Genomic DNA, 20,952 nt, shown 5'->3' with positions numbered 1-20,952 from the left:
GCGTCGGGCCGGGGCTGATGCAGGTCATGGGGCCGGCATGCATGGCTGTGGCACGATGGGAAGTCATTCGCATTCGCGGGATCACGCCATGTCCGACCAGCCCTCCACCTCGTCGCCGCTTGCCGACATTCCCCGGCTGCTGGCGGCGGCGCCGCACCGGCCGCTGTTCCTCGCCGGCACCGTCGCGGTGATGTTGAGCATGGCGTGGTGGGCGCTGGAGCTGACCTCGCTGCGGTTCGGCCTGGCTGGCTGGCCGCAGCCGTCGATCCCGCCGCTGTATGCGCACGGCGTGCTGATCCAGTACGGCCTGTTCCCGCTGTTCATGTTCGGCTTCCTGATGACCACCTTCCCGCGCTGGCTGGGTCGCCCGGACCTGCCGCGCACGCGGTTCCTGCCGGTGGCCGGCTGCCTGTTCGGCGGCTACGTGCTGGCGCACGCGGGTCTGCTGGCGCTGCCGCGCGTGCTGGAGCTGGGCGTGCTGCTGATGCTGCTCGGCTACGCGATCGGCGTGTGGACGCTGGCCGGCGTGCTGCGTGCCTCGGTGGCCGAGCGCAAGGGGCATGCGCGCTCGTGCCTGGCGGCGCTGTCGCTCGGCACGCTGGGGCTGGCGATCTTCCTCGCCTACCTGTTCGGCGCGCCGGCGCAGTGCGCGCTGCTGGCGGTCAGGATCGGCACCTTCGGCCTGCTGCTGCCGATCTATTTCACGGTGATGCATCGCATGCTGCCGTTCTTCACCGGCAACATGGTCAAGGGCTATGCGGTGGTGCGCCCGGACTGGAGCATGCCGGTGGTATGGATGCTGCTGCTGGCGCACCTCGTGCTGTCGTGGCGCGGCGTGCTGGGCTGGCTGTACATGGTCGACGTGCCGCTGGCGCTGGTGTTCGCCTGGCACTCGCTGACCTGGCGGCCGTGGCGGGCGATGCACCCGGGCCTGCTGGCGGTGCTGCACCTGGCATTCGCGTGGCTGCCGGTGGCGTTCGTGCTGTTCGCGGTGCAGGACGTGGTCTACGCCACCAGTGGCCAGTTCATCCTCGGCCGCGCGCCGCTGCATGCGCTGGGCATCGGCTTCTTCGGCTCGATGCTGGTGGCGATGGTGACCCGCGTGACCATGGGCCACTCCGGCCGGCCGCTGCAGATGGGCGCGGTGCCGTGGCTGTGCTTCGTGCTGCTGCAGGTGGTGGCCTTGCTGCGCATTCGCGCCGAACTGGGTGGCGACATGTACCTGTGGCTGGTGATCGCCGCCTACGGCTGGCTGCTCGCCTTCCTGCCGTGGGTGCTGCGCTCGGCGTGGATCTACCTGACCCCGCGGGTGGACGGCAAGGCGGGGTGATGGCGGAGCGCGGGCTGCGGCCTTCGCTTCGCGAGGTCGGCGAGCCTTCCCGGTTTCTGCAGGTTCTCCATGCCGTACCGCTCGCCCGCCGGTTGCCGCAATTCTCCCCGCCGTCATTCCCGCTTTTGCGGGAATGACGCCGTGTGATGAGCGGCGACGTGGGGTGAATGACGCCGTCGTGGATATGGCGATTCTTGCGGGTCAGGCGCGTCGGCTGAAACCGATGTGGCGCGGTGACGCAGCGGGCGGGTTTCGGGGAGTCTTTTGACGCCGGTCAAATGGCGGCGGGTTTTGCCGGGCATGCTTCGAGCCAGGCACAACCAACGGGAAGATCCCCATGTCGCGTCCGCTGTCCACCGTCCTCGCCGCCCTCGCCGTGTTCGCGCTGGCGGCCTGCTCCGACAAGCCCCCGGCGTCGCCCGCCGCGGCCACCCCACCGGCCAGCACCTCGGTGGCTTCCCAGCGCGGCGATTTCGGTCCGCCGCAGGGTGAGCCAATCAAGGCGGTGCTGACCAGCCCGCCGCACGTGCCGCCACCGATCCATCGCAACTACCCGGCGAAGGTCATCGTCGAGCTGGAGGTGATCGAGAAGGAGATGCCGATTTCCGAAGGCGTCAGCTACACGTTCTGGACCTTCGGCGGCACCGTGCCGGGCAGCTTCATCCGCGTGCGCCAGGGCGACACGGTGGAGTTCCACCTGAAGAACGCGCCGGACAGCAAGATGCCGCACAACATCGACCTGCATGGCGTGACCGGGCCGGGCGGTGGCGCGGCGTCCAGCTTCACCGCGCCGGGGCATGCCTCGCAGTTCACCTTCAAGGCGCTGAACCAGGGCATCTACGTCTACCACTGCGCCACCGCGCCGGTGGGCATGCACATCGCCAACGGCATGTACGGCCTGATCCTGGTCGAGCCACCGGAAGGCCTCTCGCCCGTCGACCACGAGTACTACGTGATGCAGGGCGACTTCTACACCACCGGCAAATATCGCGAGAAGGGCCATCAGCCGTTCGACATGGAAAAGGCGATCGACGAGCACCCGACCTACGTGCTGTTCAACGGCAAGGAAGGCGCACTCACCGGCGACAACGCCCTGACCGCCAAGACCAACGAGACGGTGCGCCTGTTCATCGGCAACGGCGGCCCCAACCTGGTCTCCAGCTTCCACGTGATCGGCGAGATCTTCGACAAGGTGCAGCCCGAAGGCGGCACGGTGGCGCAGCACAACGTACAGACCACGCTGATCCCCGCCGGCGGCGCGGCGATGGTGGAGTTCCACACCGACGTGCCGGGCAGCTACGTGCTGGTCGACCACTCGATCTTCCGCGCGTTCAACAAGGGCGCGCTGGGCATCCTCAAGGTCGACGGGCCGGAGAACAAGCTGGTCTACTCGGGCAAGGAGGTCGACTACGTCTACCTGGGCGACCGCTCGGAGCCGAACCTCAAGGCGGTGACCGCCGCGGCCAAGGCGCACGCGGCCGGCACGCTGACCAAGGAGGAGCAGATCGCCGCGGGCAAGCAGCTGTTCACCGGCACCTGCTCGGTTTGCCACCAGGCGAACGGCGAAGGCCTGGCCAACGTGTTCCCGCCGCTGGCCAAGTCGGATTTCCTGGCCGCCGACCCGAAACGCGCCATGACGATCGTGACGCACGGCCTGACCGGCAAGATCACCGTCAACGGCCACGAGTACGATTCGGTGATGCCGCCGATGAGCCAGCTCAATGACGACGAGGTGGCCAACATCCTCACCTACGTCATCAACAGCTGGGACAACCCGGGCGGCCAGTACAGCAAGGAAGACGTGGCCAAGGCGCGTGCCGAAGCCGGCCCGCACGCGGACCCGGGGCACTGAGCATGCGCATGCGGCTGGCCCTGGCATGGTTCGGCCTGGTGCTGGCACTCCCGGCAGCGGCGGCGGAATACGCCGCGCTGCCGGGAGGCACCTTCGCCAGCGTGCTGCCTGCCGACGGCAAGGCGGCCGCGGCGCAGGTCGCGCCGTTCCGCCTGCGCACCGAGCTGGTCACCAATGGCGAGTACCTGGCGTTCGTGCGCGAGCACCCGCAATGGCGGCGCGACAAGGTCGCCGGCATCCTCGCCGACGCGCGTTATCTCACCCAATGGGCCGGCGCCGATGAACTCGGCGAGCAGGCACTCCCGCGCCAGCCGGTGACGCGGGTGAGCTGGTTCGCCGCGCAGGCGTATTGCGAAAGCGAAGGCGCGCGGCTGCCGAGCTGGTACGAGTGGGAGTTTGCCGCGGCGGCGGACGCCAGCCGTCGCGACGCGCGGGCCGACCCGGCCTGGCGCGAGAACATCCTGGGCTGGTATTCGCGGCCATCGAACGCCGCGCTGCCCGCCGTCGGCGGTACGGCCAACGTCTACGGGGTGCGCGACATGAACGGCCTGGTGTGGGAGTGGGTCGACGATTTCAACGCGCTGATGGTGGCCAGCGACAGCCGCCAGCAGGGCGATCCCGACCTGCTGAAGTTCTGCGGCGCCGGCGCGATCAGCCTGCAGGAGAAGGAGAACTACGCGGTGCTGATGCGCATCGCGATGCTCTCCGCGCTGAAGGCCGCCGATACCACCAACAACCTTGGCTTCCGCTGCGCGAAGTCGAACTGAAGGAGCGGCGATGAAACACTTTCTGGGTGCACTGGCACTGCTCGCTGCGCTGTGCGGCGGCACTGCCGCGGCCGCCACGCCGCTGCCCGGCGATTCGGTCTACAACCTGCCGGTGCAACTGACCACGCAGGATGGCCGGCAGCAGATGCTGGCCGCGCGTCGCGGGCGGCCGCAGCTGGTCACGATGTTCTACACCTCGTGCCAGATGGTCTGCCCGATGATCATCGACAGCCTGCGCCTGACCCGCAACGCGCTCGATCCGGCCGCGCGCGCGAAGATCGACCTGCTCGCGGTGAGCTTCGACCCGGCTAAGGACGACGTGGCCACGCTGAAGAGCTATGCGGAGAAGCGCAAGCTGGACGGGCGCATCTGGACGCTGGCCCGCGCCGAGCCGGCGCAGGTGCGGCAATTGTCCGGCGTGCTCGGCCTGCAATACCGGCAGCTGCCCGATGGCGAGTTCAACCACTCCAGCGAGCTGATCCTGCTCGACGCCGAGGGCCGCATCGCCGCGCGCACCACGCTGATCGGCCGGCTCGATCCGGCGTTCGTGAAGGCCATCGAGGAGACGCTGGCGAAGCCGTGAGCCGGTGCGCCAAGTGGACGTCCATGCGTCCGTTGCCGAAGCCGCCGTCATGGCGGCTTTTTCGTGCACCCGCGCGGCGTGTTGTCACAGTCGCCGCTTCGATGGCGCCGAGCTGACGGCGGTCAACTGGCCGGAGGCGGGCAGTCCGCAGACTGCGCGCATCCAACAAGGGGACATCCGATGAAGCCGATCCGCCACATGCTTTCCGCCAGCTGCGTGCTGGCCGCCACGCTGGGTGCACCAGCGGCCCGGGCCGCCGTCGACGCGATCGCGCCGCCGGCGGCGAACGCGCCGCTGCAGCTGGAATGGGATGCACGACTGCGCCACGAACAGGTCGACGACGACGCCTTCAGCCGCGACGCGGCGGCCACGACCTTGCGCCTGCGGCTGGGCCTGCGCGCCAGCTTCGGGGAGGGCTGGAGTGCGCTGCTGGAAGGTGCCGGCGTGGCCGCGGCCAACGAGCACTACAACAGCGGCGCGAACGGCCGCACGCAGTATCCGGCGATCACCGACCCGCGTGGCAGCGAACTCGACCAGGCCTGGCTGGCATGGCAAGGCGACGTGTTCGGCGCCACGCTGGGGCGCCAGCGACTGCTGCTGGACAACCAGCGCTGGGTCGGCAACAGCGGCTGGCGCCAGCACGAGCAGACCTTCGATGCGCTGGCGCTGCAATGGCAACCGCTGGACAGCGTGACCGTGCGCTACGACTGGCTCGATCGCGTGCATCGGGTGGCCGGCCGCGACGCGCTCAATCCGCTGGCGCGCGAGCGCGCTCTGGACACGCACCTGCTCAACGCCGCATGGGTCCGCGGCGCGCAGCAATGGGTCGGCTATGCCTACCTGCACGAGGACCGCGACGTGGCCAGCGCATCGAGCGCCACCTGGGGCGCGCGCTGGAGCGGCAAGGCGCTGCACGACGGCAACGGCGCGGGCTGGACGCTGGAAGCGGCGCGGCAGCGCGACTACGCCAACAATCCGCTGCATTTCGCGCACAACTACTGGCTGCTGGAACCGACCTGGACGCAGGGCGGCATCACCGCGAAGCTGGGCTGGGAACATCTGGGCGGCAACGGCCAGCATGCGTTGCAGACGCCGCTGGCGACGCTGCACGCGTTCAACGGCTGGGACGATCAGTTCAACGTGACGCCCGCCGGCGGCCTGGAGGATCGCTACGTCGGCGCCGCCGGCAAGTTCGGTCGCAGCGGGCTGGCCGGCAAGCTCGCCTGGGTGGTGGCCTACCACGACTACCGCGCGGATTGCGGCGGCCGCTACGGCAGCGAGTGGAACGCATCGCTGAGCCTTCCGCTGATCGCCGGCCTCGACGCCATGCTCAAGCTGGCCGACTATCGCGCCGATGGTCTCGGTCGCGACAACGCGCGGGTGTGGCTGCAGCTGGAATGGCGCGGCCGGCAGGCGCTGGCGGGCGCGCGTTGAGCGTCGCTGGCGCGGCTGCGTTGACCCAGGTCAGCGCGCCCGCGCCCCTGCTGCGTTGAGATGGCCGCATGCCTGTCTCTCCACCGCCGGCCCACCACGACCACGCCACCGACGATGGCACCACCATCGCGCTCGACCTGCGCGCGCTGCCGGCGCCGGAGCCGATGATGCGTGCATTGGAGGCAGCCGATGCGCTGGCGCCGGGGCAGACGCTCGAGCTGCTCACCCCGCTGCTGCCGACGCCGCTGCTCGACCTGCTGTCCGGTCGCCGTCTGCATGTCCGTGCGGAGATGCTGCCCGCCGGCGGCGCGCGCGTGCGGATCCATCGCCCGGACGACGATGGCCCGACTGGCGCTTGACCAGGCGCCGCCGGCATCGTTGCCGCGGCGGTTCCTGCTGAGTGCGCCGCTGTGGGGCGTGCTCGCCGGCGCGCTGCTGCTCGTCGACGGCGACGTTGCGCTGCGCACGCGCTGGCAGCCGGCCACGCTGGCGCTGGTGCACGTGTTCACCCTGGGCGTGTTCGGCAACGTGATGTTCGGCAGCGTGCTGCAATTCCTGCCTGCCGCCGCCGGCGTGCGGGTGCGTGGCGGCGCGCGGCTGGGGCGATTGCTGCACGCCGTGTTCAACCTCGGCGTGCTGTTGCTGGTGGCCGGCCTGCACGAAGGCTGGCGCGGCGCGCTGCGCGGCGGTGCCGTGCTGTTGCCGCTGGCGTTCGCGACGTTGGCCGGGATGACCGTGCCCGGCCTGTGTGTCGCCGCGGGTCAGCGGCTGCTGCGCGCGGGCATCGGCGCGGCGATCGCCTTCGGCGTGCTGACCGCGCTGCTCGGCGCGCTGTTGGCGCTCGCGCTGGTCGACGGCACGACGCTGTCGATGGCGGCGCTGGTGGACGTGCACGCCAGCTGGGGCGTGCTGGGCTGGACCGTGCTGCTGCTGGCCAGCGTGGCGCGGATCGTGATGCCGATGTTCCAGGGCACGGCGGCGATGCCGGCGCGGGCGCAGACCCTGTGGCTGGCCAGCGTGCTGCTGATGCTGCCGGCCGCGGCATGGTGGCGCTGGGCCCGCGACGACGGCCGCTGGCTGCTCGCCACCGTGGCGGTGCACGTCGCGCTGTTCGCCGGCGCTGCGTTGTGGCTGCAGTGGCGCTCGCCGCGCGTGCGTCGCGCACCCTTGCTGTGGAGTTGGCGCGGCGGCCTGATCGTGCTGGCGCTGGCCGCCGTGCTGCTGACCGGAGGCGCTCGCACCGCCGTGCTGGCGGCGACGCTGGGGCTGGGCATCGCGCTGCCGCTGCTGCTTGCCGGCATGGCGCTGGAGATCGTTCCCTTCATCGGCTGGATCGACCTGCACCGACGCTGCGGCCGCGGCCTGCAGTTGCCCGGCGTGCAGCGGTTGCTGCCCGACAGCGACAAGCTCGGCGTGCTGCTGGCGCAATGGCCGCTGCTGCTGTTGCCAGCCGCGGTGCTGTGGCCGTCGCCGTGGCTGGTACGTGCGGCCGGCGTGGCGCTGGCGTGCGCGTGGCTGGGCACGTGGTCGGCGTTGCGCGGCGTGCACCGGCGCGCCGAGGCATTCGTGGCGGCGTTGCCGCAGCACCCGTGAGCGGAAAGCGTCCGACGTCATCGCGGTGGTGCGTCGGTTGCGGTTGACCTCGATCAAGGCGCGCCCGCGCGGTTGCCGGCGATGATGCGCGCCATCATGCCAAGCCTCTCGTTGCGTTGCTCCGTTCTCCCGCGCCTGCGGCCGCCGCCATCGCGGTTCGCCTCGCGCCCGCACATCGGGTTGCACTGCCTTGCGCGCATCGCGGCTCGTCGGGCGGACTGAACCGGCCAGCTGCGCCCTCGGATACTTCGCCCACCCTCCACCGCGGATCGCCATGCACGACCTCGCCGCCGTCCCCGTGCCTGTCTGGCGCGATGAACTCGAACACGAATACGCCGCGCTTGCCGAGCGGCTCGAACCGCTGGTGCCGTGCCTGGAGATCCCGCTGCACCTGCCGTGGATCGACGCGATCAACAAGCTGAAAAAGCAGCGCGGCGCGGTGATCATGGCGCACAGCTACCAGTCGCCGGAGATCTTCCACGGTGTGGCCGACATCACCGGCGACTCGCTCGGCCTGGCCCAGGCCGCGGCCGAGTGCGAAGCCGAGCTGATCGTGCTGTGCGGCGTGCACTTCATGGCCGAGACCGCGAAGATCCTGGCGCCGCACAAGACCGTGCTGCTGCCCGATCTCGAAGCGGGCTGCTCGCTGGCCTCCTCGATCACCGCCGCCGACGTGCGCGCATTGCGCGCGCAGCACCCCGGCGTGCCGGTGGTGAGCTACGCCAATACCTCCGCCGCGGTGAAGGCGGAGTCCGATGCGATCTGCACCTCGGCGAACGCGGTGCAGGTGGTGGAGGCGATGGGCGCGCCGAAGGTGATCTTCCTGCCTGACGAATTCCTCGGCCGCCACGTGGCCAAACAGACGGCGGTGGAAATCATCCTGTGGCACGGCCGCTGCGAAGTGCACGAGCGCTTCACCGCGCAGGAAGTGCGGCACGTGCGCGAGCAGTTCGGCACCCGGGTGGTGGCGCATCCGGAATGTTCGCCCGAGGTGCTGGCCGAGGCCGACTTCGTCGGCTCCACCACCGCCATGGGCAAGTGGCTGGCGCGCGAGAAGCCGGCCCGGGTGGCGATGGTCACCGAGTGTTCGATGGCCGACAACCTCAAGTCGCAGTTCCCGCAGACCGAGTTCATCAAGCCGTGCAACCTGTGCCCGCACATGCAGCGGATCACCTTGCAGAACATCTACGCCTGCCTGCGCGACCTGCGCCACGCGATCGAGATTCCCGCGGACGTGAGCGTGCGCGCCCGCGCGGCGCTGGAACGCATGCTCGCCGTCGGCCGGCGCGAACGCGTGTGAGGCGAGCGCACCTGCCGATCGTGGTGGTGGGCGGCGGCGTGGCCGGGCTGGCGACCGCGCTGGCCGCGGCGCCCGCGCCGGTGCGCCTGCTGTGCCGCGCCCACGACGGTTGCGGCAGCGCCACGGCGCTGGCCCAGGGCGGCATCGCCGCGGCGCTCGATCCGCATGACAGCGCCGCCGCCCACGCTGCCGACACGCTCGCCGCCGGCGCGCAGCACAACGACGCGGCGATGGTCGCGTGGCTGACTGCCGCGGCACCGGCGGCGATCGACTGGCTGCAGGCGCAGGGCGTGGTCTTCGATCGGACGGCGGATGGCGCGCTGCAACTGGGTCGCGAAGGCGGCCATGCAACCGCCCGCATCGTGCACGCCGGCGGCGATGCCAGTGGCGCGGCGGTGTTCTGCGCCTTGCGCGAGCAGGCGCAGGCGGCCAGCCACGTGCAGTGGCGCGGCGGCGTCGATGTCGATGGCTTGTTGCTGCGCGGCGGTCGCGTGGTCGGCGTGCGCACGTGCGACGAGCGCGGCCGCCACGAACAGGTCGAGGCGGCGGCGGTGGTGCTGGCCACCGGCGGCATCGGCGCCCTGTACGCGCGCACCAGCAATCCGCCGGGTGCCGATGGCGCGGGCCTCGCGCTCGGCCTGGCCGCCGGCGCGGCGGCGCGCGACCTCGAGTTCGTGCAATTCCATCCCACCGCGCTCGACGTGCCCGGCCACTGCCTGCCGCTGCTCACCGAGGCGCTGCGCGGCGCCGGTGCGCGATTGCACGACGATACGGGCACTGCGCTGATGGCCGGCGTGCATCCGCTCGGCGACCTGGCGCCGCGCGACGTGGTGTCGCGGCGCGTGGCTGCGGCGCAGGCCGCCGGTGGCCGCGCCTGGCTTGACGCGACGGCGGTGGAGGGCGCCTGGGAGCAGCGTTTTCCCACCGTGCTGGCCGCGTGCCTGGCGCATGGCATCGATCCGCGCCGGCAGGCGTTGCCGGTGACGCCGGCGGCGCACTTCCACATGGGCGGGCTGGCCACCGATGCGGACGGACGCACCAGCGTGCCGGGTCTGTACGCCGTGGGCGAGGTGGCCTGCAATGGCGTGCACGGCGCCAACCGGCTGGCCAGCAATTCGCTGCTCGAAGGCGTGCTCTGCGGACAGCGGCTGGGTCACGGCTTGCGTGCGGCTGCCGCCGCGGACGTCGGCGTCGGCCCGCTGCGCGTGATCGAACGCGGCGCCAGCCTGCCGCCGGCAGAGCTTGCCGGTTTGCGTGCGCTGCTGTGGCACGCGGCCGGTCCGCGGCGCGAGGCGGGTGCATTGCGCGACGCCTGGCGGATCGGCGCGGCGCTGGCCGACTCCGGCTGGCAGGCACGCCTGGCCAAGGCGCTGCTGCGCGCGATGCGCCTGCGTCGACGCTCGCTCGGCGCACACTGGCGTGAAGATCGCGGCTGCCCGTCCTGATGCCTGCGGACGTCGTCGCGAAGGCTTCACGATGCGCTGGCGTACGGCCGTCGCACGCGTCGCACGTCAAGACAGGACGGCGTCCAACTGGCACACTTGGCATTCCCCCACCCCCGAGCATTTCATGACACGTCCTTCCTCTTTCGACTACGAGCAGCTGCGCGCCTGCGGGCGCGGCGAACTGTTCGGCGACGACAACGCGCGGCTGCCTTCGCCGCCGATGCTGATGTTCGATCGCATCACGCACATTTCCGAAGAGGGCGGCAGCCACGGCAAGGGCTGCATCCGCGCCGAAATGGACATCCATCCGGACCTTTGGTTTTTCGGTTGCCACTTCATCGGCGACCCGGTGATGCCCGGCTGCCTGGGCCTGGATGCCATGTGGCAGCTCAGCGGTTTCTACCTGCCGTGGCTGGGCGAACCCGGCCGCGGCCGCGCGCTCGGCGTGGGCAACGTGAAGTTCTCCGGCCAGGTGATGCCCACCGCCAAGCTGGTGCGCTACGAGATCGACATCCGTCGCGTGATGCGCGGCAAGTTGCGGCTGGTGATCGCCGACGGCAAGACCTTCGTCGACGACCGCCTGATCTACGAGGCCAGCGACATGCGCGTGGGCCTGTTCCAATCCACCGAGGGTTTTTGACATGCGTCGCGTGGTGGTGACGGGCATGGGCATCGTCTCGTGCCTTGGCAACGATCTGGAAACGGTGGCTGGCGCCTTGCGCGACAGCCGCAGCGGTATCCGCGCGATGCCCGAATATGCCGAACTGGGCATGCGCAGCCATGTGGCGGGCGTGCCGAACATCGACCTGGAGGCGGTGATCGATCGCAAGCTGAAGCGCTTCATGGGCGACGCGGCGGCGTATGCGTACGTGTCGATGCGTTCGGCGATGGCCGATGCCGGGCTGGATGCCGATCAGGTGCGCAACCCGCGCATCGGCGCGATCGCCGGCTCCGGCGGCGGTTCGCCGCGCTGGCAGATCGAGACCGGCGACCTGCTGCGCAACAAGGGCGTGCGCAAGATCGGCCCGTACATGGTGCCGCGCACGATGTGCTCCACGGTGTCGGCCACGCTGGCCACCACCTTCGGCATCCTGGGCCTGAGCTATTCCATCTCCGCCGCCTGCGCCACCTCGGCGCACTGCATCGGCGCGGCCGCCGACCTGATCCGCCACGGCGCGCAGGACGTGGTGTTCGCCGGCGGCGGCGAAGAGGAGCACTGGGGCATGACCTCGCAGTTCGACGCGATGGGCGCGCTGTCCAGCCACCACAACGACACCCCGGTCAGCGCCTCGCGTCCCTACGACACCACCCGCGACGGCTTCGTCATCGCCGGTGGCGGCGGCATGCTGGTGCTGGAGGAGTACGAGCACGCCAAGGCACGCGGTGCGCGCATCCACGCCGAGCTGGTTGGCTACGGCGTCACCTCCGACGGCGCCGAGATGGTCGCGCCGTCCGGCGAGGGCGCGGTGCGCTGCATGCAGATGGCGCTGGCCGACGTCAAGGCGCCGGTCGACTACCTCAACACCCATGGCACCGCCACGCCGCTGGGCGACATCGTGGAACTCGACGCCGTGCGCGCCGTGTTCGGCGACGCGGTGCCGCCGCTGTCCTCGACCAAGGCGCTGACCGGCCACTCGCTCGGCGCGGCCAGCGTGCACGAGGCGATCTACAGCCTGCTGATGCTCAAGGAAGGCTTCGTCGCCGGTTCGGCCCACATCACCGACCTCGACCCCCGCGCCGAAGGCTTCCCGATCCTGCGCGAAAGCCGCACGGCCACCCTGAACACGGTGATGTCCAACAGCTTCGGCTTCGGCGGCACCAACGGCACGCTGGTGTTCGCGCGGGTTTAGGGAACGTTCCCTGCGAGCAGGGAGAGGGCAGGAGCCGACTCTCCCTCCGCGCGAAGGCGTGCGCTCAGCGACGCCGCGCCGTGCCGCTTCGTTTCGCCGCCTTGCGCGTCGCGGGGGCGCAGTAGATTCCATACAGCGTGCCGATGACCGCCTGCGCCGGGCCCGGCGGCAGCGAGTACCACACGGTCTGCGCTTCGCGCCGGGTGTCGACCAGGCCTTCCTCGCGCAGGCGGGCCAGGTGCTGCGACAGCGCCGACTGGCTCAGTTCCGGCAGTTGTTCGTTGATCTGGCCGACCGACAGTTCGCCGTCGGCGAGCAGGCACAGCATGCGCAGGCGTTGCGCGTTGCCCAGCGTCTTGAGCAGGCGCGACGCCTCCTCGGCATTGGCCTGCATCAGTGTCATGTCGGTGCGGGAAGACGTGTCCATGGGGATTCGGGTCCGCTGCAGTTTGGCGGCTTGACTTTACCACGCCATACTAATTAAGCTATTTCTAATTTAGAAATAGTTGTTGATTCGCGATGTTCGCGGACAACCGCCAACCGAGGAGTTCAACATGAATGTCGATCGCATCGTGATGGGGTTCGCCGGCAGCGTGGTGCTGGCCGGTATCGCGCTGGCGCATTTCGTGGCGCCGGGCTGGATCTGGCTGTCGGTGTTCGTCGGCGCCAACCTGCTGCAGTCCTCGTTCACCGGCTTCTGCCCGCTGGCGATGATCCTGCGCAAGCTGGGGCTGAAGCCCGGCTGCGCGTTTCCTTCCTGACCCGAGCGAGGCCACGCCATGTACCACATCGTCGAGACATCCAAGGGCTTCGAGCAGGCCGCGGCGGATCTGGCCACCGCCGTCGCCGCGCACGGCTTCGGCGTGCTGCACGTGCACGACCTGGGCGGCACCTTGCGCGGCAAGGGCGTGGAGTTCGGCCACGAGTGCAAGGTGTTCGAGGTGTGCAACCCGCGCCAGGCCGGCCGCGTGCTGGCCAACGACCTGCGGCTGAACATGGCGCTGCCGTGCCGGGTGTCGGTCTACACGGAGGAGGGCAAGACCTGGATCGGCATGATCCGGCCGACGCCGATGCTCGGCATGCTCTCCGCCGATCCCGCGCTGGCGGCGATCGCGCGCGAAGTGGAGCAGACCCTGGTGGACGTCATCGCCGAGGCGGCGTAGCGCCGGCGAGGCGGCCTCGAATTGACCAGGCTCAAATCCGTTGCGGTGCCGCCGGCGCACGCTGTCGGCACCTTCAATGCAGGAGTTAGTCACCATGAGCGACGTCGTCATCCTGGGGTCGGGCCTGGGCGGCACCAGTGCCGCCTATGAGATCAAGGCTGCACTGGGCGATGCCCACCGCGTCACCGTGGTCGGCGAAGGGCGCCTGTTCTCCTTCACGCCATCCAACCCGTGGGTGGGCATCGGCTGGCGGCAACCGGCCGACGTGCAGCTCGACGCGGCCGCGGCGATGGCACGGCACGACATCGCCTTCATCGATTCGCCGGCCAGCGCGGTGCGCCCGGCCGACAACCTCGTGGTGCTGGCTGACGGCCGCGAACTGAAGTACGACTACCTCGTCGTCACCACCGGCCCGCGGCTGGCGTTCGACGAGATCCCCGGGCTGGGCCCGGTCGACGGCTACACGCAGTCGGTCTGCACCACGCCGCACGCGACCGCCGCGTGGCAGGCGTACCGGCAGTTCCTGGAGAACCCCGGACCGGTGGTGGTCGGCGCGGCGCAGGGCGCCAGCTGTTTCGGCCCGGCCTACGAGTTCGCGCTGATCCTCGACACCGACCTGCGCCGGCGCAAGTTGCGCGACCGCGTGCCGATGACCTTCGTCACCAGCGAGCCGTACATCGGCCACATGGGCCTGGGCGGGATCGGCGATTCCCGCGGGCTGCTGGAGCGCCAGTTGCGCCAGCGCCACATCAAATGGATCTGCAATGCGCGGATCGACAAGGTCGAGGATGGCAGCATGCACGTCACCGAAGCCGACGCGCATGGCCAGGCGCAGGAGCAGCACGCGCTCGCGTTCCGCTACGCGATGGTGATCCCCGCCTTCACCGGCGTCGCCGCCGTGCGTGGCATCGAGGGCCTGGTCAATCCGCGTGGCTTCGTGCTGATCGACAAGCACCAGCGCAACCCCACCTTCCGCAACGTGTTCTCCGCCGGCGTGTGCGTGGCGATCCCGCCGGTGGAGGCCACCCCGGTGCCCACCGGCGCGCCGAAGACCGGTTTCATGATCGAGTCGATGGTCAGCACCCTGACCGAGAACATCAAGGCGGACATCGAGCACCGGCCGGCCACGGCGGAAGCGACCTGGAACGCGGTGTGCCTGGCCGACATGGGCGACAGCGGCGCGGCGTTCGTGGCACTGCCGCAGATCCCGCCGCGCAACCTGACCTGGGCGAAGGAGGGCAAGTGGGTACATCTGGCCAAGGTGGCATTCGAGAAATACTTCATGCACAAGATCCGCACCGGCAACACCACGCCGGTCTACGAGAAGTACGTGATGAAGGCGCTGGGCATCGCGCGCATCCGGCCCGGCACGGGCGGCGAATGAGTACTCCCCGCGAACCGCTGACGGAAGCACGCGATGCAAACCCGCCATCCCGCCTGGCGTGTCGCGCGCGCCCACGCCGACCCGCGTTGCGAGGTCGCGTCGTGATGCGCGCGCTGCGCCCGGCCATGCTTGCGCTCGCGCTGGCCGCGCTGGCCGCGTGCGGGCGCACGCCGGCGCCGCCGGCTGCCACGGCACCGCCGCCGCTGGCCGCGCTGACCGTGCACCTCGAAACGGCGCACGACGAGCAGGCCTGGGATGGCGTGGTCGAGGCGGTGCACGAGGCGGTGATCTCGGCGCAGACCAATGCGCGGGTGGTCGAGTTGCCGCATGACGTCGGCGATGCCGTGCGCAAGGGCGACGTGCTGGTGCGTTTCAGCGACGTCGAGCAGAAGTCCGCAGGGCGCGCCGCGCAGGCGCAGATCGCCGCGGCGCAGGCGGCGTATACCGAGGCGGATACGTCCTACCGGCGCTTCGCCGGGATATTCGAGAAAGGCTTCGTTTCCAAGGCGCAGCTCGACGCCGAGCGTGCCCGTCGCGACGCCGCGCTGGCGGCGCTGCAGTCGGCCCGCGCGCAGTCCAGCCAGGTCGGCCAGCAGCTCGATTACACGGTGCTGCGCGCGCCGTACGACGGCATCGTCACCCGCCGCTACGTGCAGGTGGGTGAGGCGGTGCAGTCGGGCCCGCCGGCGCCGCAGCCGCTGATTGCGCTGGCCTCGCTGCAGGATCTGCGGGTCGGCGTGCAGGTGCCGCAGAGCGCGATCGCCGCGATCCGCCGCTACCACGCCGCCGAGGTGGTGCTCGACGACGGCCGCCGCGTGGCGGCCGGCAAGCTCACCGTGTTTCCCTATGCCGACCCGCAGACGCACAGCTTCCGCGTGCGACTGGAACTGCCCGGCGACGGTGCCGGCCTGGTGCCGGGCATGACGGTGAAGGTCGCCTTCGCCAGTGGCGAGGCGAAGCGATTGCTGCTGCCGATGAGCGCGCTGGTGCAACGTGGCGAGCTGGTCGGCGCGTACGTGCTGGGCGCGCATGACGTGACGCTGCGCCAGTTGCGCCTGGGCCATCGCCACGGCGATCGCGTGGAGGTGCTGGCCGGGCTGGACGACGGCGAGCGCGTCGCCACCGATCCGGCCGCGGCGGCGCGCTGGCTGGTCGCGCAGCGACGCGGGGACGCGCCGTGAGCGGGCCTCGGCTCGGCTTCTCCGGCCGCATCGCGCGCGCGTTCCAGGATTCGCCGCTGACCCCGATCCTGGCGATCGCGGCGCTGCTGCTGGGCCTGGTCGCGGTGATGATCACGCCGCGCGAGGAGGAGCCGCAGATCGACGTGACCATGGCCAACGTGATGGTACCGTTTCCCGGCGCCGACGTGCGCGACGTGGAGAACCTGGTGGCGTTCCCGCTGGAGCAGAAGCTCGCCGAGATCGAGGGCGTCAAGCACGTCTATTCGGTGAGCCGGCCCGGCATGGCAGTGATGACGGTGGAGTTCCAGGTCGGCGTGCCGCGGCAGGCCGCGATCGTGCGGCTGTACAACCAGGTGTTCCAGAACCAGGGCTTCGTGCCGCCCGGCCTCGGCATCGGCCCGCCGCTGGTGCGGCCGATGGGCATCGACGACGTGCCGGTGATGGCGCTCACGCTGTGGAGCGACGACCCCGCACAAGGCCCGGTGCAACTGGCCGAGGTGGCGCATGCTCTGGAGACCGAATTGAAGCGCGTGCCCGGCACGCGCGACGTCTACACCATCGGCGCGCCGACCCGCGCGGTGGTGGTGCAGCTGGACGCGGCGAAACTGGCTGCCTACGGCATGACCGCGGGCGACCTGTCGAACGCCTTGAAGGCGGCCAACGCGGTGACCCAGGCCGGCGACCGGGTGAGCGGCGACCGCGATGTGCCGGTGACCGCCGGGCGTTTCCTCGCCGACGCGGCGGAGGTGTCGCAGCTGGTGATCGGCCTGAAGAACGGCCAGCCGGTGTTCCTCTCCGACGTGGCCACGGTTCGTCCGGGCGCGGACCTGCCCGACAGCTACGCCTGGTTCGGCGCGCCGGCGGGCCGGGCCGGGCCGGCCACCGGCCACGCGCCGGCCGTGACCATCGCGGTGGCGAAGAAGCCCGGCACCAACGCCGCCGACATCACCGGCGCGATCCGCCAGCGGCTGGCCGCGCTGCGCAACGTGGCGATTCCCGCCGACGTGCACGTGGTGGTCACCCGCGACTACGGCCAGACCGCCACCGACAAGGCGGACAAGCTGATCCACAAGCTGATCTTCGCCACCTTGTCGGTGGTGCTGCTGGTGCTGCTGGCGTTGAGCTGGCGCGCGGCGGTGGTGGTCGGCAGCGCGGTGATCGTCACCCTGGCGCTGACCTTGTTCGCCTCGTGGGCGATGGGCTTCACCATCAACCGCGTCTCGCTGTTCGCGCTGATCTTCTCGATCGGCATCCTGGTCGACGACGCCATCGTGGTGGTGGAGAACATCCACCGGCACATGGCCGGATCGGAGACGACTCGGGGCGGACGCACCTTGCGCGAGGCGATCCCCGAGGCGGTCGGCGAGGTCGGCGGGCCGACCATCCTGGCCACCTTCACGGTGATCGCCGCGCTGCTGCCGATGGCCTTCGTGTCCGGCCTGATGGGGCCGTACATGCGGCCGATCCCGATCAACGCCTCGGCCGGCATGCTGCTGTCGCTGGCCGTCGCGCTGGTGGTCACGCCGTGGCTGGCGCTGAAACTGCTCGGCCACCACAGCCACGCCGAAGCCGCGCCGGGGAACGCCGACAGTGCGAATGACAGCCGCCTGCACCGCACGTTCCGACGGCTGATGCTGCCCTTCCTCGATGGCCCCCGCGCGCCGCGCCGACGGCACCTGCTGTTCGCCGCGATGGGCGCACTGGTGCTGGGGGCGGTGGGCCTGGTGGTGGTCAAGGCGGTGGTGCTGAAGATGCTGCCGTTCGACAACAAGTCCGAGTTCCAGGTGGTGGTGGACATGCCCGAGGGCAGCACGCTGGAGCGCACCAACCGTTTGCTCGGCGAGCTGGCGCAGGCGGTGGCCAAGCTGCCCGAGGTGAAGGACTGGCAGGGCTATGCCGGCACCGCGTCGCCGATCACCTTCAACGGGCTGGTGCGCCAGTACTACCTGCGCAGCGGCCCGATCGTGGGCGACCTGCAGGTGAACCTGGTCGACAAGCACGAGCGCTCGCGGCAGAGCCACGCCATCGCGCTGGCCGTGCGCCCGGCGCTGGCGCAGATCGGCGCGCGCTACGGCGCCTCGGTGAAGGTGGTCGAGGTGCCGCCGGGGCCGCCGGTGTTGGCGCCGATCGTGGCCGAGGTCTACGGCCCGGACTACGCCACCGTGCGCAAGGTGGCGCTGGGGCTGGAACAGGATTTCAAGGCCAACCCGGACATCGTCGACGTCGACACCAGCGTGGAAGCGCAGGCGCCGCGCGACGTGCTGGTGGTCGATCGCGCCCGCGCGGCGCGGCTGGGGCTGGATCAGGCAAGCATCGCGCAGGCGCTGCGCACCGCCTTGTCCGGCGACGACGCCAGCTGGCTGATGGACGGCCACGCGAAGTACGCGGTGCCGATCCGCCTGCGCCTGGGCGCGGGCGACCAGGCGTCGATGGAGCAGTTGCTGGCGCTGCGCGTGCGTGCGGCCGGCGGTGCGTTGGTGCCCCTCTCCGAGGTGGTCCGCGTGCAACCGGCGCAGCGCGAGCAGGCGATCTGGCACAAGGATCTGCTGCCCTATGCCACCGTCACTGGCGACGACGCCGGCAGCACCGACAGTCCGCTGTACGGCATGTTCTCGCTGGTCGGCAAGCTCGGCCACGACAAGGTGGCGGGGCAACTGCTGCAGCAGCACTTCATCGCGCAGCCGACCGATACCACCGATGCCGCGGTGAAGTGGGACGGCGAATGGCAGATCACCTACGAGACGTTCCGCGACATGGGCCTGGCCTATTCGGCGGGCCTGCTGCTGATCTACCTGCTGGTGGTCGGCCAGTTCAAGAGCTACCTGGTGCCGCTGATCATCATGGCGCCGATCCCGCTGACCGTGATCGGCGTGATGCCCGGGCATGCCCTGCTGGGCGCGCAGTACACCGCCACCTCGATGATCGGCATGATCGCGCTGGCCGGCATCATCGTGCGCAACTCGATCCTGCTGATCGACTTCATCAACCACGCGCTGGCCGCCGGCCAACCGTTGCGCGATGCGGTGATCGACGCCGCGGCGGTGCGCGCCAAGCCGATCGTGCTGACCGGCCTGGCGGCGATGATCGGCGGCTTCTTCATCCTCGACGATCCGATCTTCCAGGGCCTGGCGGTGTCGCTGATCTTCGGCATCCTGGTCTCCACCGCGCTGACCCTGCTGGTGATCCCGCTGCTGTACTACGCCTGGCTGCAGCGGCGCGCCGGGCCGGATGGCCGATTGTCGCAGGCGCCGCCGGCTTGACCCCGGTCAGGCCGGAGTGCGGGCGCCGGGCGCTAGCATGCATGTGTCCGCGGCGTCCGCGCCGCCAAGCCGGAGATATCCGCATGAAAGCTGTACGCATTCTTCTCGCCAGCGCCTGTGCGCTCGGCCTTGCCACTGCGGCGCAGGCCGGTCTGCAACACGCCCACGCCGAGCACGACAGCCACGCGGCACACGCCGCCAGCGCCGCCACGCAGGTGCCGGCGCAGCGCTGGACACCGGATGCCCCGCTGCGCGCGGGCATGCGCCGCGCGCACACCGCGGTGGCCGAGCTGGCCCACTACGAGATGGGCCACATGAGCGCGCCGATGGCGGTCGATCGCGCCACCGAGGTGGAGAGCGCGGTGACCTACATGTTTGCCAACTGCAAGCTGTCGGCCGAGCCCGATGCCGCGCTGCACGGCATCCTGGTGCCATTGCTCACGGCCGCGCAGGCGCTGAAGGCCGACCCGGCGAAGGTGTCCGCGGTGGCCGACATGCGCGCGGCGATCGCGCATTACCCGCAGTACTTCGACGATCCCGGCTGGGACAAGCCGGTGCCGGCCGAACACGTGATGCACGACGAGCCCTGAACATCGCGCCGCGCCCGTGATCAGCCGATGCCGCCCAGCGCCGCGGCGGCATCGCGCGCGGCGATCCATTCCTCGTTGGTCGGCTCGACGCCGACGATCACGCGACTGCCGTCGGCGGAGACGATCGGCGCGTGCGCGGTGTTGCGGTCCTCGTCCAGCGCGACGCCGAGGAAGGCGAGATCGCGGCACACGCGTTCGCGCACGAAGGCGTTGTGCTCGCCCACGCCGGCGGTGAACACCAGCAGGTCGAGTCCGCCCAGCACCGCCGCCAGCGCGCCGATCTCGCGGACGATGCGGCGCACGTAGAGTGCGAGCGCCAGGCGTGCGCGTTCGCCGGGCTCGCCCGCGTCGCCTTCGTGCTGCACGATCACGCGCGGTTCGGACGACACGCCGGAGACGCCGAGCAGGCCGCTGCGGTGGTAGAGCAGGTGGCCCACCTCTTCGAGCGAGAGCTTCTCGATCTCCATCAGGTACAGCAGCGCGCCGGGGTCGAGTGCGCCGGTGCGCGTGCCCATCATCAAGCCGTCGAGCGCGGAAAATCCCATCGTGGTGGCGACGCTCCGGAGGTTGCGCATCGCGCACAGGCTGGCGCCGCTGCCCAGGTGCGCGACGATGGTGCGCCCGCGTGCGGCCTCGCCGTGGCGTTCGGCCAGCGCGGTCGCCATGAACGCATACGACAGGCCGTGGAAACCGTAGCGGCGCAGGCCTCGCTGCCAGGCATCCCACGGCAGCGGCAGGATCTGCTCGACCGTCGGCATGGTGTGATGGAAGCCGGTGTCGAAACAGGCAACCTGCGGCAGCTCGGGCGACTCGCGCAGCAGGATCTCGATCGCCTCCAGCGCGAACGGCTGGTGCAGCGGCGCCAGCGGCACGTAGCCCGCCAGGTCGGCCAGCACGCCGGCATCGATCCGCGTGGGCTCGAAGTAGCGGCTGCCGCCGTGCACCACGCGATGCGCGACCGCGGCGAGGCGTCGGCCGTCCAGCCGCGCGCGCACGCGCTGCAGGATCAGCGTCAGCGCCGCGCGGCAGGGCTGTGCCGGGTCGAGCGCAATCGCGAACGGCGCGACCCCGGTTTCGCCGAAGTCGGGCGTCGGGCCACCGATGCCCTGCACCTTGCCGTTCCACACCGGCTTGCGCGGCAGCGGCACGGCGGCCGCGTCGAACAGCGCGAACTTGATGCTCGACGAGCCGCAGTTGAGGACCAGGATCAGGGGCGTCAT

At 70.5% G+C, this 20,952-nt stretch carries 19 protein-coding genes; 17 read left to right on the top strand and 2 right to left on the bottom strand.

The window, feature by feature from the left end; all coding sequences use genetic code 11:
• The first annotated feature begins 88 nt into the window (after positions 1–88).
• From ACVCMC_RS10565 to fabB, 11 genes are all read left to right on the top strand, one after another.
• On the top strand, positions 89–1,330 hold the full coding sequence (locus ACVCMC_RS10565; RefSeq protein WP_447097238.1) for an NnrS family protein: 1,242 nt from the start codon (positions 89–91) through the stop codon (positions 1,328–1,330).
• 337 nt (positions 1,331–1,667) lie between these two features.
• Positions 1,668–3,182, top strand: a complete 1,515-nt coding sequence (nirK, locus tag ACVCMC_RS10560) for a copper-containing nitrite reductase (protein WP_447097237.1) — start codon at positions 1,668–1,670, stop codon at positions 3,180–3,182.
• A 2-nt stretch (positions 3,183–3,184) separates the two neighbouring features.
• On the top strand, positions 3,185–3,949 hold the full coding sequence (locus ACVCMC_RS10555) for a formylglycine-generating enzyme family protein (RefSeq protein WP_395116356.1): 765 nt from the start codon (positions 3,185–3,187) through the stop codon (positions 3,947–3,949).
• A gap of 10 nt (positions 3,950–3,959) precedes the next feature.
• The gene (locus ACVCMC_RS10550) at positions 3,960–4,532 is read left to right on the top strand and encodes an SCO family protein (protein ID WP_447097236.1); all 573 of its coding nucleotides are present in this window, start codon (positions 3,960–3,962) and stop codon (positions 4,530–4,532) included.
• 180 nt (positions 4,533–4,712) lie between these two features.
• Positions 4,713–5,966, top strand: coding sequence for an alginate export family protein (locus tag ACVCMC_RS10545; protein WP_447097235.1), 1,254 nt, complete (start codon positions 4,713–4,715; stop codon positions 5,964–5,966).
• Between the two features lie 68 nt (positions 5,967–6,034).
• The gene (locus tag ACVCMC_RS10540) at positions 6,035–6,325 is read left to right on the top strand and encodes a DUF2249 domain-containing protein (RefSeq protein ID WP_395116363.1); all 291 of its coding nucleotides are present in this window, start codon (positions 6,035–6,037) and stop codon (positions 6,323–6,325) included.
• Complete coding sequence (locus ACVCMC_RS10535; protein ID WP_447097234.1) at positions 6,306–7,559, top strand: hypothetical protein; 1,254 nt, start codon at positions 6,306–6,308, stop codon at positions 7,557–7,559. Before ACVCMC_RS10540 ends, ACVCMC_RS10535 begins: the two co-directional genes overlap by 20 nt.
• A gap of 274 nt (positions 7,560–7,833) precedes the next feature.
• Positions 7,834–8,859 carry a quinolinate synthase NadA gene (gene nadA, locus ACVCMC_RS10530; protein ID WP_395116368.1) on the top strand — a complete coding sequence of 342 codons (1,026 nt, stop codon included), beginning with the start codon at positions 7,834–7,836 and terminating at the stop codon, positions 8,857–8,859.
• The gene (locus ACVCMC_RS10525; RefSeq protein ID WP_447097233.1) at positions 8,856–10,304 is read left to right on the top strand and encodes an FAD-binding protein; all 1,449 of its coding nucleotides are present in this window, start codon (positions 8,856–8,858) and stop codon (positions 10,302–10,304) included. Before nadA ends, ACVCMC_RS10525 begins: the two co-directional genes overlap by 4 nt.
• Before the next feature lie 124 nt (positions 10,305–10,428).
• The gene (fabA, locus tag ACVCMC_RS10520) at positions 10,429–10,944 is read left to right on the top strand and encodes a 3-hydroxyacyl-[acyl-carrier-protein] dehydratase FabA (protein ID WP_395116372.1); all 516 of its coding nucleotides are present in this window, start codon (positions 10,429–10,431) and stop codon (positions 10,942–10,944) included.
• Between the two features lies 1 nt (position 10,945).
• The gene (gene fabB, locus ACVCMC_RS10515; protein WP_447097232.1) at positions 10,946–12,154 is read left to right on the top strand and encodes a beta-ketoacyl-ACP synthase I; all 1,209 of its coding nucleotides are present in this window, start codon (positions 10,946–10,948) and stop codon (positions 12,152–12,154) included.
• A 64-nt stretch (positions 12,155–12,218) separates the two neighbouring features.
• On the opposite strand, the gene ACVCMC_RS10510 is transcribed toward fabB, so the two are convergent.
• A complete protein-coding gene (locus ACVCMC_RS10510) occupies positions 12,219–12,581 on the bottom strand; it encodes an ArsR/SmtB family transcription factor (RefSeq protein ID WP_447097231.1) in 363 nt (120 codons plus the stop codon).
• Positions 12,582–12,708: 127 nt separating this feature from the next.
• On the opposite strand from ACVCMC_RS10510, the gene ACVCMC_RS10505 reads away from it, so the two are divergent.
• From ACVCMC_RS10505 to ACVCMC_RS10480, 6 genes are all read left to right on the top strand, one after another.
• Positions 12,709–12,915: a YgaP family membrane protein gene (locus tag ACVCMC_RS10505; protein WP_447097230.1), complete on the top strand. Its 207-nt coding sequence runs from the start codon at positions 12,709–12,711 to the stop codon at positions 12,913–12,915.
• Positions 12,916–12,933: 18 nt separating this feature from the next.
• Positions 12,934–13,317: a DUF302 domain-containing protein gene (locus ACVCMC_RS10500; RefSeq protein WP_395116388.1), complete on the top strand. Its 384-nt coding sequence runs from the start codon at positions 12,934–12,936 to the stop codon at positions 13,315–13,317.
• 94 nt (positions 13,318–13,411) lie between these two features.
• Positions 13,412–14,701: an NAD(P)/FAD-dependent oxidoreductase gene (locus ACVCMC_RS10495; RefSeq protein ID WP_447097229.1), complete on the top strand. Its 1,290-nt coding sequence runs from the start codon at positions 13,412–13,414 to the stop codon at positions 14,699–14,701.
• Between the two features lie 104 nt (positions 14,702–14,805).
• Positions 14,806–15,882 (top strand): efflux RND transporter periplasmic adaptor subunit, encoded by a 1,077-nt coding sequence (locus ACVCMC_RS10490; protein WP_447097228.1) that lies wholly within the window; start codon positions 14,806–14,808, stop codon positions 15,880–15,882.
• Entirely contained in the window at positions 15,879–19,142 is a 3,264-nt protein-coding gene (locus ACVCMC_RS10485; RefSeq protein WP_447097227.1) for an efflux RND transporter permease subunit, read from the top strand. The genes ACVCMC_RS10490 and ACVCMC_RS10485 overlap by 4 nt, the downstream gene beginning before the upstream one ends.
• Before the next feature lie 83 nt (positions 19,143–19,225).
• Entirely contained in the window at positions 19,226–19,732 is a 507-nt protein-coding gene (locus ACVCMC_RS10480; RefSeq protein WP_447097226.1) for a DnrO protein, read from the top strand.
• Between the two features lie 20 nt (positions 19,733–19,752).
• On the opposite strand, the gene ACVCMC_RS10475 is transcribed toward ACVCMC_RS10480, so the two are convergent.
• Positions 19,753–20,952, bottom strand: coding sequence for an acetate/propionate family kinase (locus ACVCMC_RS10475; RefSeq protein WP_447097225.1), 1,200 nt, complete (start codon positions 20,950–20,952; stop codon positions 19,753–19,755).

The sequence above is a fragment of the Rhodanobacter sp. UC4452_H20 genome, assembly GCF_052978205.1.
This window is presented reverse-complemented; position numbering and strand designations above follow the sequence as displayed.